Annotated in this window: 16 protein-coding genes; 13 read left to right on the forward strand and 3 right to left on the reverse strand. The window is 42.4% G+C overall.

The features are described 5' to 3' along the window. The 8 genes from NI464_RS05570 to NI464_RS05605 all read left to right on the forward strand — a co-directional run bounded on the left by NI464_RS05570 (window position 1) and on the right by NI464_RS05605 (window position 6,866). The gene (locus tag NI464_RS05570; protein WP_044110905.1) at window positions 1-267 is read left to right on the forward strand and encodes a MoaD/ThiS family protein; all 267 of its coding nucleotides are present in this window, start codon (window positions 1-3) and stop codon (window positions 265-267) included. A 1-nt stretch (window position 268) separates the two neighbouring features. Continuing rightward, window positions 269-811: a molybdenum cofactor biosynthesis protein MoaE gene (locus NI464_RS05575; RefSeq protein WP_253137934.1), complete on the forward strand. Its 543-nt coding sequence runs from the start codon at window positions 269-271 to the stop codon at window positions 809-811. 68 nt (window positions 812-879) lie between these two features. Continuing rightward, window positions 880-1,803 carry a bifunctional molybdenum cofactor biosynthesis protein MoaC/MoaB gene (moaCB, locus tag NI464_RS05580; RefSeq protein ID WP_004646996.1) on the forward strand — a complete coding sequence of 308 codons (924 nt, stop codon included), beginning with the start codon at window positions 880-882 and terminating at the stop codon, window positions 1,801-1,803. Beyond that, complete coding sequence (locus NI464_RS05585) at window positions 1,800-3,041, forward strand: molybdopterin molybdotransferase MoeA (protein ID WP_005096931.1); 1,242 nt, start codon at window positions 1,800-1,802, stop codon at window positions 3,039-3,041. Before moaCB ends, NI464_RS05585 begins: the two co-directional genes overlap by 4 nt. A gap of 47 nt (window positions 3,042-3,088) precedes the next feature. Then, on the forward strand, window positions 3,089-3,853 hold the full coding sequence (gene modA / locus NI464_RS05590; protein ID WP_005096930.1) for a molybdate ABC transporter substrate-binding protein: 765 nt from the start codon (window positions 3,089-3,091) through the stop codon (window positions 3,851-3,853). A gap of 6 nt (window positions 3,854-3,859) precedes the next feature. Next, window positions 3,860-4,543 carry a molybdate ABC transporter permease subunit gene (gene modB, locus NI464_RS05595; protein WP_005096929.1) on the forward strand — a complete coding sequence of 228 codons (684 nt, stop codon included), beginning with the start codon at window positions 3,860-3,862 and terminating at the stop codon, window positions 4,541-4,543. A gap of 1 nt (window position 4,544) precedes the next feature. After that, window positions 4,545-5,186: an ATP-binding cassette domain-containing protein gene (locus NI464_RS05600; RefSeq protein WP_005096928.1), complete on the forward strand. Its 642-nt coding sequence runs from the start codon at window positions 4,545-4,547 to the stop codon at window positions 5,184-5,186. 330 nt (window positions 5,187-5,516) lie between these two features. Then, a complete protein-coding gene (locus NI464_RS05605; protein WP_114541247.1) occupies window positions 5,517-6,866 on the forward strand; it encodes an MFS transporter in 1,350 nt (449 codons plus the stop codon). Between the two features lie 295 nt (window positions 6,867-7,161). Here NI464_RS05605 and cynS read toward each other — a convergent pair whose 3' ends face one another. Beyond that, a complete protein-coding gene (cynS, locus tag NI464_RS05610; protein ID WP_253137935.1) occupies window positions 7,162-7,611 on the reverse strand; it encodes a cyanase in 450 nt (149 codons plus the stop codon). Window positions 7,612-7,897: 286 nt separating this feature from the next. On the opposite strand from cynS, the gene NI464_RS05615 reads away from it, so the two are divergent. From NI464_RS05615 to NI464_RS05625, 3 genes are all read left to right on the forward strand, one after another. After that, window positions 7,898-8,707, forward strand: coding sequence for a formate/nitrite transporter family protein (locus NI464_RS05615; protein WP_004646987.1), 810 nt, complete (start codon window positions 7,898-7,900; stop codon window positions 8,705-8,707). Between the two features lie 66 nt (window positions 8,708-8,773). Further along, entirely contained in the window at window positions 8,774-10,504 is a 1,731-nt protein-coding gene (locus NI464_RS05620; RefSeq protein WP_253137936.1) for a bifunctional protein-serine/threonine kinase/phosphatase, read from the forward strand. A 253-nt stretch (window positions 10,505-10,757) separates the two neighbouring features. Next, entirely contained in the window at window positions 10,758-10,955 is a 198-nt protein-coding gene (locus NI464_RS05625) for a hypothetical protein (RefSeq protein ID WP_004731008.1), read from the forward strand. Between the two features lie 158 nt (window positions 10,956-11,113). Here the strand turns inward: NI464_RS05625 and NI464_RS05630 are convergent, their stop codons facing one another. Next, window positions 11,114-11,281 carry a hypothetical protein gene (locus NI464_RS05630; RefSeq protein ID WP_004280333.1) on the reverse strand — a complete coding sequence of 56 codons (168 nt, stop codon included), beginning with the start codon at window positions 11,279-11,281 and terminating at the stop codon, window positions 11,114-11,116. Between the two features lie 329 nt (window positions 11,282-11,610). On the opposite strand from NI464_RS05630, the gene NI464_RS05635 reads away from it, so the two are divergent. Both NI464_RS05635 and NI464_RS05640 read left to right on the forward strand, forming a co-directional pair. Then, window positions 11,611-12,528 carry a LysR family transcriptional regulator gene (locus NI464_RS05635; RefSeq protein WP_253137938.1) on the forward strand — a complete coding sequence of 306 codons (918 nt, stop codon included), beginning with the start codon at window positions 11,611-11,613 and terminating at the stop codon, window positions 12,526-12,528. 502 nt (window positions 12,529-13,030) lie between these two features. Then, window positions 13,031-15,238 (forward strand): TonB-dependent receptor family protein, encoded by a 2,208-nt coding sequence (locus NI464_RS05640; protein ID WP_253137939.1) that lies wholly within the window; start codon window positions 13,031-13,033, stop codon window positions 15,236-15,238. 64 nt (window positions 15,239-15,302) lie between these two features. Here NI464_RS05640 and NI464_RS05645 read toward each other — a convergent pair whose 3' ends face one another. After that, on the reverse strand, window positions 15,303-15,911 hold the full coding sequence (locus tag NI464_RS05645; protein ID WP_004646981.1) for a MarC family protein: 609 nt from the start codon (window positions 15,909-15,911) through the stop codon (window positions 15,303-15,305). Window positions 15,912-15,921: the final 10 nt, after the last annotated feature.

Consider the following 15,921-nt stretch of genomic DNA (forward strand, 5'->3'; position numbering starts at 1 on the left):
ATGTCACTCACTCAGCAAAAATTAATTCATATCAAAATAGAAGCCTTCGGTGCGATTGAACGACAAATTCCCGCAGATTTAAATTTGCAATGCGAGTCTGAAATTCAGGTTTCTGAAGTCCTGAACCAGTTGCTATCCCTCTATCCCGATATACAGCCCATGCTGGAACGTTGTGCCTGTGCAATCGGTGAAGACATTATTTCCAGACAGAATGTTTTAAATCGTGACAGTACGCTGGTGCTGTTATCGCCGGTAGCAGGAGGCTGAGATGCAACTCAAGTCACTAAAACAATTTGCCCGAATCCAGCAGACTGCTTTTAGTCTGGAGGATTTTGATGGTATCCAGCATTTTCCGGAATGTGGTGGAATCGGCATCTTTGTCGGAACAGTACGTAACCATCATCAGGGAAAAGCTGTGCGTGCCCTGAAATATACTGCCTATGCGCCTGTGGCTGAAAAAATGATTCGTGAAATTGAACAGCAGATCCAGACCAAATATCAGGTGTCTTATGTGCGGGTGGTACATCGGATAGGTGAGCTGGGGGTTGGAGAAATAGCCATTATTGCTATGGCTTATGCCGCCCATCGTCGTGAGGCTTTTGCGGCCTGTGAGGAAGCTGTGGAACGGGTGAAGCATGAAGTTCCGGTCTGGAAAGAAGAATTTTATACGGATGATAGCAGTCAATATGTCGAAGGCTGTTGTATCCGAAAAGATCATGGACCTGAAACGGATCACTCTCATCCTGCAGAAGATCTGCATTGTCAGCATCACCATGTAGCACCACACGCTTGCCAATCACCATCTAATTAAATGTGTCTAATGAGGATGCATAAGGTGAATCACTTTAAACAGATTTTAAAATTAGCTCGGGATGAATCATGAAAAATGTAGGGATGAAAGCAGAAAGTTACCGTACAGCAATTGCCACTGGAATCCTGCATGCACCGCCACATTGCATTGAGCTGCTACGTAATGGCAATACTGAAAAAGGTGATGCCCTGAAAACAGCACGCATTGCCGGCATTCTAGGTGCCAAACGGACCGATGAGCTGATTCCATTGTGCCATCCATTACCGATTTATCGTGCCGATGTGGAATATGAACTGTGTGATGCACATGTCGAAATTATTGCTACTGTTGAAACCATTGGACCAACTGGTGTGGAAATGGAAGCTTTGACAGCGGTCAGTCTGGCAGGTCTGACCTTGTATGACATGCTGAAGCCGCATTGTGAACCGGAAGATTTGTCGCTGGATCAATGCAGGTTGCAGCAGAAAAAAGGCGGAAAATCACATTTTACCCGCGTACTTAAAGAGAGTCTGTCCGCTTCGGTTATTGTACTGTCCGATACGGTTGCAGCAGGCAAAAAGCCGGACACTGCCGGACAAAACGTAATGGAAATTTTAAAAGAAGCCAATTTTGATTCTATTAGTTATCAGGTTATTCCCGATAGCCCAGAACAGCTCTTGACCCTGATTGAACAGCAGAAAAATCAGTATCCGCTGATTCTAACTGTGGGCGGTACTGGCTTAGGTCCTAAAGACCTGACCGTCGAAACCCTACAACCTTTGCTGCAACGGGAAATTCCCGGTTTAATGGAAGCTTCACGTAGTTTTGGGCAAAAACGTACCCCTTATGCAGCATTAAGTCGTGGCGTGGCTGGCTATATTGAGAACAGTCTGGTGATGACCCTACCGGGAAGTCGTCAGGGTGCGAAAGAATCTCTGATCGCGGTACTTCCGGCTTTGGTGCACTTGTTTGATGTGCAAAAAAATATCCCACATGCAGGGGGCTATCAATGAATCAGGCACTATCACATTCAGCCTGCGGTGCTGAACCGGGACTGATTTCTGTTGATCAGGCACTGCAGATGTTACTTGAGCAGACGCATATCTTGGTAGCTGAAAGCCTGCCGCTTGCTCGGGCTCTGAATCGCTATCTGGCAGAGGCGATTGATTCGGCCATACCATTGCCGCTGTTTTCACAAAGTGCTGTAGATGGCTATGCGCTTTGCAGTCCAGAAAATGTTAGTGCTCACAGCACTTTTGAACTCATTGGAGAGATTCGGGCAGGGCAAAGTACTGAAATTGAACTGCGGCCAGGTCAGGCGGTGCGGATTTTTACCGGTGCCAGGATTCCAGCAGGAACTACAACGGTCGCCCGTCAGGAAATTGTCAAATGCCATGCCAATCAAATCATTATTACAACAGACCTAAAGCCTCATACGGATATACGTGATGCAGGCGAGGAAATCGCACAAGGGCAGCGTCTGGCAGATGCAGGTCAAAAACTGCATGTAGGTGCAATTGCAGCTTTGAGCATGGCAGGCGTAAAGCAGGTTTCAGTCTATCGTTATCCTAAAATTGCTGTTGTGATTACTGGAGATGAAGTCGCTTCCAGCATTGAAGACCTGAATTCCGGAAAAATCTTTGACGCCAATGCTCCACTGATTCAGGCCTGGTTTCAATCACAGGGTCAAAACGTAGATATTCTGCATGTTTCAGATAATGAGTATGAGCTGCAAACGTTAATACATCGTCTTAAAAACCAATACGACTTCATATTGACCACAGGCGGGGTTTCGGTGGGTGATTATGATTTCATTCGTCCTGTTGCCCTGGAGCAGGGTTTTGAGCAGATTTTCTGGAAAGTGAAGCAGAAGCCCGGAAAACCGATGTTATTTGCCAAGTATCGTCGAGATGATCAAGGTTACTGTTATCTCTTGGGTTTGCCGGGAAATCCGGCTGCTGTGTATGTCGGGATGCAAATCTATACGGCAACTTTACTGAATGCCTTACAAGGGCAAAAGCAGTCACCTGCATGGCTTAGTGCGGTAATGACACATGATTTGAAAGCGGATGCACGTGAACGTTTTTTAAGAATGGCTGCAGAATTTGATCAGGGTACTTTAAAGCTCAAAAGCCTGGCGAAACAGCAGTCGCATATGTTGAGTAATCTGATGCAGGCCAATTGTCTGGTACGTATTCCGGCAGCAACAGAAATCCAAGCCGGGCATGTGGTACAAGGTTTACTGATTTGAAATGCCTGTCGCAATTCTCAATATTCGAATCACATAGAATGAGAAAGATGGATTTATTCAAAGTTCTACTCACTGGCGTGCTGTTGACTAGCCCCATGCTGTATGCCGAAACAGTTAAAATATATGCCGCAGCCAGCCTGACCAATGCGATTACTGATATTTCCAGACTATATGAGCAACAGCATCGGGACATCCAGATCGTTCCGGTTTTTGCTGCGTCTTCGGTATTGGCGAAACAAATTGCGGCGGGAGCGAGCAGTGATCTATTTTTCTCTGCAGACCTAGACTGGATGAATGATCTGATCAAGAAACAAAAAATTCAGATCGGTCAGATTCGACCTATGCTTTTGAATGAACTCGTATTGATTAGTTCTATTCAGCAAAAAAATCATTTTAAAATGTCAGCTGACTTTAATTTTGCTAAAGCCTTTCAGGGTTATTTATGTACCGGACAAATGGAATCGGTGCCTGCTGGAAAATATGCCAAACAAAGCTTAACCGGGCTGGGCTGGTTGAATCAGCTTCGAGGCAGAATTGTCGGTACGGATAGCGTCCGTTCAACTCTCGCATTTGTAGAACGTGGCGAATGTCAGGTCGGTATTGTGTATAGAACTGATGCCTTGATGAGTAAAAAAGTTAAAATTTCGGGGGTGTTTCCAGCCAGAACACATCGTCCGATTGTGTATCCGATTGCTTTAACCCGGCAGGGCCAGAAAAATCAGGCAGCAGTCCAATTTTCTGAATTTATCCAGACGAGTCCAAGGGCCAGGCAGATTTTCCAGAAATATGGTTTTAAGCTTAAGGTAGGCTAACTGCTCATGCTTACACCAGAAGAACTGAGTGCCTTAGCGCTTTCAGCCAAAGTAGCGGGCTTTGCCACAGCGGTGTGTCTGCCATTTGCTATCGCCGTAGCATGGTTACTGGCGCGTTATGAATTCAGGGCCAAATTTCTCGTAGAGGCAATATTGCAGATGCCTATGGTGCTACCGCCGGTAGTACTGGGCTATCTTCTGCTCCTGCTATTTGGTCATCAGGGTATGCTGGGGCAATATCTACATAAATGGGGAATTCAGCTGATATTTAACTGGAAAGGTGCGGTACTGGCAGCAATGATTGTGGCATTTCCTTTAATGGTTCAACCAATTCGCTTGTCTTTTCAAATGATCAACCGGCAGTTAGAACAGGTGGCAGGATCTTTGGGCGCCACACCATGGCGGGTATTCTGTAGCATTAGCCTGCCTCTGGCTTTGCCTGGAATTTTAATCGGCAGCATTTTATGTTTCAGCCGCAGTCTGGGAGAATTTGGTGCCACGATTACCTTTGTTGGCAATATTCCAGAAGAAACCCGTACCATTCCCATCGCCATTTATAGCCTGTTACAACAGCCTGATGGAGAAAGTATGGCTATGCGTTTGGTCATTTTATCTCTGATTCTGGCTTTTTCAGCCTTGATTGCAAATTACTGGATCATGCAGAAGTATCAACGTAAATTGGAGGGCTAAGATGCTGAAGTGTGATTTTCAGTTTAATTACGCAAATTTCCAGCTACAGGCCAGTCTGGATATGCAGACACAATTGATTGGTATTGTGGGAGCCTCAGGAAGTGGGAAAAGCACCTTTTTAAAAAATATTGCAGGGCTATTAAAACCATCACAAGGCTTTATTCATTTTCAGCAAAAAATATTATTTGATCATCAGCAGAAACTGAATATTCCTGTTCATCAAAGAAAAATTGCCCTGATTTTTCAGCAAGCCCTACTGTTTCCGCATCTGAATGTCATGCAGAATTTGAAATATGCAGAACAGCTAAATATAAAAAATAAAGGTCAGCAGAAATTTACGTTTGAAGACATTGTGGAGTTACTCGAATTAAAGCCACTACTTCGGCATCGGGCGCATCAGCTTTCTGGTGGACAGGCACAGCGCGTTTCTATCGGTCGTGCACTTTTATCTTCTCCCGACCTATTACTTTTGGATGAGCCTTTAAATGGACTGGATCAAAAGCTGAAAAACCAGATTTTACCTTTTCTGAAAATTGTGATTCATCAAACAGATTTACCCATGATTTATGTGACTCATCATGTAGATGAAGTGGCGTATTTACAGGCACAACTGCTGCATTTTGAAAAGGGAAAAATTATTTGATCCAGCCCTGCACCGATTTAAACCAGCAATGACTCCGAGCAGGTCATCCTCTCGCTGTTTTTCTAACAATGCCTCAGAAGATATCTATCTTTCTCTCTATTTTTAAAAAAGAAACATCTAAGTTAAAATCCTGAATATAAATTAGTTAATATAAAACAATATCTTATTCTATTTTAAAAATAATCTGGCATGACCTGTGCATATACCTGATTAAAGTCAAAGAAGACTCTACATTTGTATGACGGCCAATGACGTCCGTTCTGATCGTTACTGACATGCCTGGTGCATCACAGTGACTTAAATACGTTCAGTTCTGGTAAGGAAATGGCTATGTCTTCAAATACAAGTCTCAATAAAGCAACAAAAATAAGTCTATTTAACTTTAGTACTTCAGCGATGCGGGCCTTCCATATGAGTTGGCTCGCTTTTTTTGTCTGTTTTTTTGCATGGTTTGCCTGTGCACCCTTAATGCCTGTGATTGCCGGTGAATTCAGCCTGACCAAAGAGCAGATCGCCAATATCAATATTGCCGCAGTCGCCATTACAATTCTGGTGCGTCTGATCGTGGGGCCATTGTGTGATAAATATGGTCCGCGTAAAACCTATACCGCTTTATTGATTATTGGCAGTATTCCGGTGTTTGGTGTGGCGTCGGCCAACAGTTATGAATCTTTCTTGTTTTTCCGTTTATTGATTGGCGCAATTGGTGCCAGTTTTGTCATCACCCAATATCATACCAGTATCATGTTTGCGCCGAATGTGGTGGGAACGGCAAATGCGACTACAGCAGGCTGGGGGAATGCCGGTGGCGGTGCGACTCAAGCCCTGATGCCTTTAATGCTGGCTGCTTTGGTGATGTTCGGTGTAGAACAGGCAATGGGATGGAGAATTGCGCTTCTGGTGCCGGGTATTCTGATGATCATTGTCGGTGTGCTGTACTGGAAATTCACCCAAGACTGTCCACAAGGTAATTTTAAAGAACTCCGTGCGCAAGGTATTTCTGTCGGTAGCGATAAAAAAGGTGGTCTTGCCATTCTGATGCATGCCGCACGTAACTACCGTGTGTGGATTTTGTTTGGAGCTTATGCAGCCTGTTTTGGTATTGAAATTTTCATCCATAACATTATTGCCTTGTACTTTGTCGACAACTTCCAGTTTGGCCTAAAAGAAGCAGGCATGGCTGCCGGGATTTTTGGTTTACTGGCATTGTTTGCCCGTGCCTTGGGTGGCATTGTTTCAGACAAAGTTGCGATTCAAAAAGGTCTGGATGGTCGAACCAAAGTCCTGTTTGCCTTGATCATGCTGGAAGGTCTGTTTCTTATTCTGTTTTCGCAAATGAACAGCGCGACCTTGGCTATTATGGCTATGACCATCTTTGCCTTGTTTACCCATATGGCATGTGGCGCTACCTATGCACTGGTGCCTTTTATCGACCGTGATGCCTTGGGCGGTGTGGCCGGTATTATTGGAGCAGGTGGCAATGTCGGCGCGGTGGCTGCGGGTTTCCTGCTAAAAGGGATGCTGGATATTCAAACCACTTTGATGGTACTGGGTGGCTTGGTGGTGATTGCTGCAAGTTGTGTGTTGATGATCCGTTTCTCTGTCGAGCATAAAGAAAAAGAACAGCGTTTATATGAACAGGCCGTGACTGAACGTCATCTGGCAGAAGCACAGCAATAACACTACATTCCTGATTTAAAATGAATCAATAAAAAGGATAGCAATATCCTTTTTGTTGTTTTTGCTAACTCAATAATAAAAATAATGAACCCAATATTCAGAATAGAAAAGTATTATTTAAAAAGAACAGGACGGTTGAATTCATCTAATAAAAATAAAAAGCATTTATAGTTTATATGTTTAATTTGAGATGAAAAAAAATATATGTCTTTTAATAATCATTCTAAATAAATTTAATAAGTGCAGATAAAATAAAAGCCATTTTAATAATGGCTTTTATGCTTATAGTGGGGGATTAATAAGTTTTATAAGGTAAAAACTTTCCGGATAATAAGACATTCACCCGATCTCCGTTTGGGTTATTCTCACGTTGAATATCCATACTGAAATCAATTGCACTCATAATCCCATCTCCGAATTCTTCATGGATCAGTTCTTTAATGGTCATACCATAGACGCTGACCACCTCATACCAGCGATAAATCAGCGGATCTGTCGGCACACTGGTTGGCAGAGAACCTTTATAGGGTACGATTTGCAGCCAGGCGATGGCTTCATCAGTCAATCCAAATATTTCACCAATTTTTTCTGCCTGTTCTTTATTAAAAGCCATCTGACCCAAACATGCGGCTGTCATCCATTCTTTAGAAAGGCCTATAGCTTCAGCGACATCTGCCCATTTGATAGACTTTAAAACTTTCGCTGAAATAATCATGTCTGTCACTTGTTGACGATGGCTAATCATAATCTTCTCCAATAGCTATATTTAAAAAATGACCGTTATAGATAATGCAGAGATTGTGCCAATATAATTATTAGGATTAAATTTTAAAATAATTTATATGATTTTCATTAGACATTTAAAATATATGGCATGCTATTTGCTTTAATCTATATTAAATATGGCAACGGCGCCATAACACAATTGATCTGTTTGAATAATGCAAGGCAAAGACGCCTAGGGTTGAAATAGACCTTAGGCGTTTTTTATTTGCAAACAGGCAAGTAATTTATATAAAGGGGATAAAAATATGGCTTATCTTGCTCCTGCAGAGTTTGCAAAAAAAGTGGTCGATGCCGGTGAGGCAAAACTTCATATGGCAACGCGTGATGTTTTAATTCGTGCGTTTATGGCAGGCGCAATTCTGGCACTGGCAGCAGTATTTGCCGTGACGATTGCGGTACAAACAGGGGTGCCACTGATCGGTGCGCTGCTATTTCCAGTCGGTTTCTGCATGTTGTATCTCTTGGGCTATGACCTGCTCACTGGGGTATTTGTATTGACTCCATTAGCCTGGCTAGATAAACGTCCTGGGGTAACGTGGTCACGTATTTTAAAAAACTGGGGACTGGTTTTTTTAGGTAACTTTGCCGGATGTTTAACCGTGGCAGTGTTGATGGCCGCAGTCTATACCATGGGTTTCGCCGCTGAACCGAATGCGGTCGGGGTGAAAATCGCCCATATTGGGGAAGACCGGACTTTGGGCTATGCCGAATATGGTTTTGCTGGCTGGATGACAATTTTTATCCGCGGCATGCTGTGTAACTGGATGGTATCACTCGGGGTAATTGGCGCCATGATGTCAACCACGGTCAGCGGCAAATTCATCGCGATGTGGATGCCAATCATGCTGTTTTTCGCCATGGGCTTTGAACATTCAGTGGTAAATATGTTCCTGTTCCCATTTGCCATGATGATGGGCGGTGATTTCTCGATTACAGACTATTTCTTGTGGAATGAATTACCGGTGGCACTGGGGAATCTGGTGGGCGGTCTGGCACTGACAGGTCTGGCGCTCTATACCACGCATGTACGTACTGGCGATAAAAAAGAATTCTAATCTGAGCATGATGATTTATGCCTTGAGATTAAAGGGATCAATTCGATCCCTTTTTGAGTATTTAAAATGAATAAAAAATTAAAGATCAGCATTGGGCAATATTCTTCCGCTGGAATCAAAGCACAGAATCAGGACTTTCATGGGGTCTATATTCCGGAAGGCCATGCGCTTAGCAGTAAGGGCATTGCCTGTGCAATTGCAGACGGGATCAGTAGCAGCAATGTCAGCCATATTGCAGCAGAAACTGCAGTCAGCAGTTTTTTATCGGATTATTATTCGACTTCGGATGCATGGAGTACTCAAACTTCAGCGGCACGGGTTATTCGTGCGACTAATTCCTGGCTCTATGCACAAACCCAGCAAAGCCGCGGGCGTTTTGATAAAGACCAGGGTTATGTCTGCACCTTTAGTGCACTGATTTTGAAAAAAAACAGGGCACATATCTTTCATGCTGGCGACAGCCGGATTTATCGCATTCAGGCACAAGCCATTGAACAGTTGACGGCTGATCACCGTGTTTGCCTGTCATCAACAGAACATTATTTAAGTCGTGCACTGGGTGCCGACCATCGTATCGATGTCGATTATCAGCAGCTTGAATTATGTGAAGATGATTTCTTTATCTTGATGACAGATGGTGTCTATGAATTCATAGATATTCAACTCATCTCGAATATGGTCGAGCAGCAACAACATCTGGATATTATTGCCAAGTCTATAGTCGAGCTGGCTTTAAAGCGGGGTAGTGATGACAATCTCACCATTCAAATCATTAAAGTGGAACAGTTGCCTGAGGAGGAATCCTTTCATATCAAGAGCCATGTTTTATTTCCGCAACAGCTGAGTCATGGTGATCTGTTTGAAGGTTATCGGATTGATAAAATCCTGCACCAAAATCATCGCAGCAGCCTCTATTTGGCGCATGATGAAGCAACACAAAATCAGCTGGTCATTAAAACCTTGTCTGTCGATGTGCAGGATGACCTGCAAGCGATGGAACAATTTCAGCTGGAAGACTGGGTATCGAAACGCTTAAAACATGAAAATCTGCTGCAATGCTATCCACATAAGGGCAGCAAGAAGTTTTTATTTCAAAGTTATGAATATTTACAAGGGGAAAGCCTAAACCGATGGCTGCACCGTCATAAAACTGCTTTAACTTTACAGCAGTTGCTTCCGATCATTGAGCAGGTGGCCAAAGCATTAAATGCCATGCACCGTCTTGAAATGCTGCACCAGGATGTACGACCAGAAAATGTCATGCTGCTCGAACCAGCCGATACCTTGAAAGTGAAACTGATTGATTATGGATCGACTGCGGTCAGAGGTCTGGTTGAACTGAATCCCAAACATGCAGATGTTCCTTTGGGAACCTTGGCCTTTATGGCACCTGAATATTTTATTGGATGCTCCCCATCAGTAAAATCAGATCAGTTCTCGCTGGCGGTGATGAGTTATTATTTATTAACCCGACAGTTGCCTTATGGGACGGACCTCGCGCGCTGCAAGACCGAAAAGGCCTTAAAGCAGGTTCGATATCATCCTCTCTATGAGTATCGACCGGATCTGCCACATGGCTTGGACGCAATCTTTAAAAAAGCGCTTTCCATTCGCCCGGAGCAGCGCTATGAAGCACTTTCAGCCTTTATATATGATCTGAAACACCCAGATATCAAATTTAAAAAATCAGTTTCACGCCCTATGCTTGAAAAGCATCCAGTCACTTTCTGGAAATCCTGCACAGCGATTCTGTTTTTGTTATTGCTCTGGGTATTTGCACTGTATTTTAGCCAATGAAAATAATCCAAATAAGCTGTTGAACGATTTTTTTGATTTAAATAAAAAATCAATAGTGATTTAAGTTGAGATGTAGTCAAAATATCTATTTATTCTTATTGCAGATTTTTATATTTTTACGATGATTGACTTTGTATTTTTGAAGATTATCCCTATAAAATAGCAAGTGCAGTTAAAATCTAAATAAGCATAAAAACATTGGAATAATAATTGCTTATTTTTAATACCATTAGAATAAAAAGGCAGATGAGACATGAAAATTCAATTTTTTAAGCTGATTTTAATCTTGGGCAGCAGCATGGTGATGAGCCAAACCAGTCTCGCCGGAGATGGTGGCTTGCGTTTTGCTGAGAAAAATCAGGAAATAGCGGCACAAATTCAGGCCAAGAAAAAAACGGCAGAAATACAAGCGCAGTCCCTACAAGCAAAAGCCTCTACAGAAACGAAATAGTAAAATAGCACTCATCCAAGAAGGTGAGCTGTTCAGATTAGATCAGATGTATAAGATGTGGTGATGCGAAAAACTAGTCCCTAACTTTTTAATACTGAAAAAAAACTCCCCATCTATTTTAAGAATGGGGAGTTTTTTATTTTGCGTCTCAGGGAAAATTACTGAATTTGTTCCTCATCCTGTCTTTCCTGACGCAGCTGATCACGTTGTCTCTGTGGATCATGAAGGCCTAATTGACCTCGCTGGATCTCACGATCCTGTTTTTCTTGAGGATCAAGTTGTTCTTCAGTGAGTTCTTCATCATTTCGATCGATTGGATTCGACATAGTCTTTCATCCTCTAAAATACTTTCTAATTTTTATTGTATGAGTGCAGCAAAATTATTCTGTGACTTTTATACCGGAGTTAGTTTTCTATCTTGTTGCTGCTGTAAGTTTAATCAATATTTTATGGGTTATTTTAATGATGGTTAAGTTAAACAAGAAAATTAAATTAATGAAATTAAGGGAATAGTAATTTAAACCTATAAACCTAATAGTTGAATATATCTCATTATTCTGGTTTTGAAATGAGAAAAACTAAATAAAATAAGAAAAATGGGTTATGCTTAAGACAGATTAAGTGTCATCCGTCTTTTAAATTTCCGGTATTTTTCATGATAGAACTTCGCCATTTAAGAACTTTAACTGCTCTGCGGGAGCATGGTTCTCTGGTTGCAGCAGCAAGTGATTTATGTTTAACCCCGTCAGCCTTGTCACATCAGCTACGTGAACTCGACCAATGGTTTGGCATCGAAGTGGTCAATCGGCGTAGTCGCCCTGTGAGCTTTTCAAATGTTGGGGAGCGGTTGCTAAAACTGGCAGATGAAATATTACCGCAAGTTCAAATTGCACAGAGTGATATCAGCCGAATTGTGCATGGTCAGACCGGACGAATTGTTTTTTCCTCTGAATGTCATAGCTGTTTTGACTGGTTGATGCCGCTACTCAATCAATACCGGATGCAATATCCGGATGTAGACCTGGACTTTGCCTCAGGTTTTGAGTCGAATCCGCATGAATTATTGCAAACTGGAGAGTTTGATCTGCTGATTACGGCTGATCCGATTGCGCTTAAAGGCATTGAATATTTTCCAATATTTGAATACGAATCACGCTTGGTTTTATCCAATACCCATCCATTAGTACGTGCGAAAGAGATTACTGTTCAGGAACTTGCTGAAGAAACGCTAGTAACTTATCCGGTGGATAAACACCGTTTGGACATCATGTCGCGTTTGTTTATTCCAGCTAATATTCTACCAAAAGCCATTCGTACCACCGACTTGACCCAAATGCTGATTCAGCTGGTGGCAAGTGGCCGCGGGATTGGTGCACTGCCAGACTGGGTGGTAAATGAATATGAGCAAAAAGGCTGGGTGACATCACGCCGTTTAGACTGTGTGGCGCCTGAAGGCTTGCGTCGTACTTTATACGCCGGCTATCGCATAGAAGAAAAACAGAAAGATTATTTTGAAGGCTTCTTGAAACAGCTGGATCGGTTTTCCAAAAAAAGACAGGTCTACTACAATTGATCAATGAATAGGTGAATATCTATAAGCCCGTGATTCTTAAAAATCCTGCATCGTCAGGATTTTTAAAAATTGATTGTTTTTCTCTCAAGGATTTCAATTTTTCTATAAGGTGATGAGGTTAATCTTGTCTACTTTAAATCAGAAAATATACAACTTCGGCCAACTTTTGAAATTAAAGAACTGGTTTGGTCGATTATAAATTTTTCTACTTATCACATTTTGCCAAATGGAAATATATCTGTGCATAATTAAATTACATATTATTAAATATCAGTTACTTAAAAATTAAGTTCTTGGAACTTGTGAGGATGTGGTTTTGATCTTGCAAGTTGATTTTTAATAAAAAGATTAAATAAAATGAAAAAACATACGCTGATCAGTCAATTTTTTGGCAGAAAATAACTCCTGAAAATAACAATGTTGATCTATGCTACAGCATAATTTTTAAACTGATTTCCTCTCATAAAACGGAATCACTTATACAGGACTGTATAAAATCGCCATGCACATGACAAAAATTCCTCTCAAGAAAAGCCCGCTGAGCCTCATGATTCTGTCGATTGTCTCAGGTCATCTTTATGCTGAAACTGCCGTAGAACCGGACAATGTTCAACAGCTGAATACTATTGTGATCAGCGCTGAGCAAAATGCCAATCCGCAGCAGCAATATCAGAAAGAGCTGGCTCAGGTTTCAGGAGGAACGAATTTCATTGGTGAGCAGCAATTAGAACAGCAGCGACTTGCAACCACAGCCGATGTATTCCGTTTACAGCCAGGAATTTATGCCCAGTCTGCAGGGAATGAAGGTGCAAAAATATCGATCCGTGGCTCAGGAATCAACCGGACTTCAGGTGCACACGCATCCGGTACGCACGTCCTGATTGACGATATTCCATTTACCGGGCCGGGCGGTACAGCGTATGAACTGCTAGAACCCTGGTGGATTGATCATGTCGGGGTTTATCGCGGAGCCAATGGCTTTAAGCAAGGCGGACTGGCCTTAGGTGGAACAATCAACTATAGAACCAAGACCGGCGCAGATCAGGATGGCTCTGAACTCAAATATGAAATGGGCAGCCATGGTTATCAAAAATATCAGTTTAGTACCGGCCGAAAGCTGGATCAGATAGATTATTATCTGGCGCTGACGAGTACCCAGTTTGATGGAATTCAGGATCATGCTGAAGGCGATGGTAAGGGTCTGGCTTTTAATTTGGGCTATCAGATCAGTCCGGATATCGAAACCCGTTTTTATGCTCGTTACCGTGAGAGCAAGCATTTAACTCCAGGACGGATTACACAAGAACAGCTCAAAAATGATCCTGAAGCAGCGAATAGCTTTAATTTAGCGGTAGATGCCAAACGGATTCAGCCAGGCAGTACCTGGTTGGCCAATACTACGACCTGGAATTTACAGGATGATGCTAAACTGACCGGCAGTCTGGCTTATCATCATTATCCGCTGGATTTACGTGAAAGCAGTTATCGTACTAATGTCGATTATGAAGATATTACAGCGCGCTTCCAGTATGAAAGGCCTTATCAGTTTCTAGGTCTGGAGCATCAGGGGCGTATTGCCTTGCGCACTACCACACACCGCCCGGACAGTGGGGTTACTGAAACTTTAAGATTTAATACAGAAATTGGTAATCAAACTTATCCGGCAGACACAGTTACCCGCCGTTATACCTATCGTGGTTCAGACAACGTGCTGCAATTTGATCAGGAAACTACATTAAATGATCAGTTCAAATTAGATCTGGGATTGGCAGCTGTGTATACCCATCGGGAAAGTGAAGTGACTTATGCAAATATTATTCCCGACCCAGATTTAGGTCCTGATGTAGATCCTAAAGTCAGTCGTTATGAATGGAATTTTGCACCACGAGTTGGATTGACCTATCAGCCAAATGACTCTGTGCAATGGTTTGCTAATTTAAGCCGGAGTATTGAACCGGCACATCCTTGGGCAATGGCTTGGTCTTCACCTTATTACTATTCTAAAGACAGTGGAGCTGCATCAAATCGAGTACGTGCGCCAATCTATTTGGATACGCAAACCACCAATAGTTTTGAACTGGGGGGGCGTGGACAATCAGGTTTTGGAGACTGGGCACTGAGCTACTATTATTCCAAGATTAAAAAGGAGCTATTGTCTTCTGAAATGATTAAAAATTACGGGAATGATTCTGATTCTACTACTTCAGAGGAAAGAATTAGTGTAGAAGCAAATGCGACACCAACGATTCATCAAGGGGTGGAGCTAAGTCTGGATACGCCATTGCATGAATCCGAATATGGCGAACTGCGTCTGCAACAAGCTTATACGCTTAGCGATTTTCAGTATAAAAATGATCCATTGTTTGGTAAGAACCAGTTACCGGGGATTCCAAAACATCTTTATCAGGCTCAACTGAGTTATGCTTTGAATAATGGCCTCTATATTGGTCTGAATACTGAATATGCATCCAAAATGGCACATGATTATGCCAATAGCCGATTCAGTGACGACTATCAGATCTGGGGCATTGACTTGGGTTATGCACCAGAACATCAATCATGGAAAACTTGGATCAACTTTAAAAATATCACCGATGAAAAATATGCTGCGGTCGTGATTCCTGGTTTAAATGATCAAGGCGCTGATGTAGCGCGATCTTCGCCAGGTGAAGGTTTTTCTACTTATGCCGGTGTGTCATTTAAATTTTAATTATTTAAAATCAAAAAAAGAGCGGTAAAAACCGCTCTTTTTATTTATTGATAGAAAGGATTTATCAGGTTTCCAAAATTCCGGTAACGCCTGTCACAATCATATCAATGGCAATCGTACCAATCAGAAGCGCTGCAACACGACCGACAATATCGACATACAGGTCAATGTAGTTGGAATATTTATGCTGTAAATGATCATGCAGGTATTTCATCAGAATTAGCAAGCTACAGGTCAGAAACAGGGTAAAGAAAATCACCAGAATGGTTTGCATTAAACTGAGCTGAATCCCGGTAATCACGGAAGCCGAAATGGTGCCGGGACCGATCATAAACGGCATGGCAATCGTACCCGCCAGATGACTGGGCGCTCCACGCATCACACCAATCGTATCAGCACCTTCAAAGACATAACGATAGCCGATCACCAAAAAGATAATACCGCCAAAAATCTGGAAGGACTCAAACCGTACATGCAAGACTTCATTAAAGAAGGCTTCACCGGTTTTTGCAAAAATGATGAACACAATAAAGCTGATCAGACTGCCTTGAATCAATGCCATGTTGAATACTTTTGCATCGGAATTACGGATAATTCCGAGCATGTAAATACTCATCAAAAATGGATTGAGCAGGGAGAAAAACAGGGCAAAGGCATTCAAACTTTCTGACATCATTGAGTCC

Origin of the sequence: Acinetobacter lwoffii (assembly GCF_024129685.1) — a bacterium.
Taxonomy (GTDB): domain Bacteria; phylum Pseudomonadota; class Gammaproteobacteria; order Pseudomonadales; family Moraxellaceae; genus Acinetobacter; species Acinetobacter lwoffii_X.